We start from the raw sequence: 1,558 nt of genomic DNA on the forward strand, positions 1-1,558 counted from the left end.
CAAATATACCGAACCCAGATAAGACTAAAAGAAGAGAAGCAAGAAAACGACTGACTTCCGTTAATACATTGATTTTAACAAGTTTATCAAATTGCAAATCTCTGGAAAGTAAAGAAGTCGTTACACTGGTAAAAGGAGCGAATAAGAAATTCAGTGATAATATTAAAAAAATTGGAGCAACACGTGGCTCTTCAAAAAAACTCGATAAGTAGTCTGAAGATATTGCAAGTAAGAGACCTAAACCCCAAGAAAAAATAATAGATAGACCTATTCCACTTTTTACCTTGTCTTTTGTTAACTCCTTCTCTCTAATCAAATAGCTTGTTGTACCCATTAGCTTTAGCTCTGAAGCTATAAGTACTACTGCTCCTGCGATAGCATAAACCCCAAGCTCGTCTGGAGTTAACAGTCTGGCCATGATAATTACATTTACGAAACCAATTACTTTCAGAAGATATTGAGAAGCAGCAGACAAAATTACTGATTTACGAACGTTCAATTAGGTAATTCCATTTCATCAACAGGTTTATAACAGGGTAAAATTTGGTTTAGTATCGATTGATTACTCTTCTCGGATGCGTTGATAAACTCTATTGCTGCACTTCCCATTTCATAGGCGAATTTTCCGTTTTCTAGAAGATTGATACAGGTGTCGCCAAAGCCAAACTCTTCAATAGCAAAAATAAAAATACCTTTACCGCTAGCATGTTCTATACCTTCGGCCCCCTCATTCGAGGTTACCAACGGTTTACCGTAGCATAAGGCCTCTACCGATTTAATTTTTAAACCTGAACCGGTCAGACATGGATTAATACAAAAAGCGCAAGAGTCATAAAACTTAGACAATGATTCAACCCTACCTAAAAAGCTAACTCCTGGTATTTTTCTTTCCACTATTTCCTCATAAATTGCTCCTGCAATATGTAACTCTGCGTTAGGTACAGCATTGAGAATATTCTGCCAATGGCTATTGAGAAACCATTCTAAACCTTCCTTGTTATGCTGATTTTGTGACCCAATGAAACCAATAACATGTGGTTTGTTGGTAAAATACACCTTGCGTCTAGCGGGCTCGAGTATATCTAATGTTACAACCTTTGTTTCAAGCCCCTGCAATGCAGAAGAGAAGAGTTTAGCTTCATTTCGTTGAATAGCGAAAACGTAATCGAATCGTTTAAGAAGTAACTTTTCTTGCTCTTCTGTTAACTCCCACCATACCCCATGTCCGTTGCGCTCTCGTACTCGTTTGTTCCTGTTGGCAAATCTATCATGTGTGTCGACAATTTTAACAACATCTTGTTGTAGTCCTTCGACTAGCTTAGATAGCAAAGCGTACTCACAAATAATTGCGCTTGGCCTCACGCTTTCTACAATGCTATTAAACTCTTTTTTAATCCTTTCTGTGACATATGCATCTTCAAAAATTGCATCTTTAATAAAGGGGAACCTTTTGAGAAACGTTTTACGTTTTAAGAAATTCAAGAAATGCTGATACCAGGTACCTTCAAAAATCTCACCGTTATTCAACTCGTAATACCGTGAGCCATAGTGCTTAACC

2 protein-coding genes are annotated in these 1,558 nt (G+C 37.4%); both read right to left on the reverse strand.

The annotated features are described in order from the left end of the window. Positions 1–499 (reverse strand): oligosaccharide flippase family protein (locus BIZ39_RS21685; protein WP_187448095.1); only part of this gene is annotated, 499 nt, incomplete at its 3' end. Next, positions 496–1,558: glycosyltransferase (locus BIZ39_RS21690; RefSeq protein ID WP_222936751.1), on the reverse strand; the 1,063-nt coding region annotated here is incomplete at its 5' end. The genes BIZ39_RS21690 and BIZ39_RS21685, both read right to left, overlap by 4 nt.

The organism is Alteromonas sp. BZK5, from assembly GCF_014349115.1.
In the GTDB taxonomy this organism is placed as follows: Bacteria; Pseudomonadota; Gammaproteobacteria; order Enterobacterales; family Alteromonadaceae; genus Alteromonas; species Alteromonas macleodii.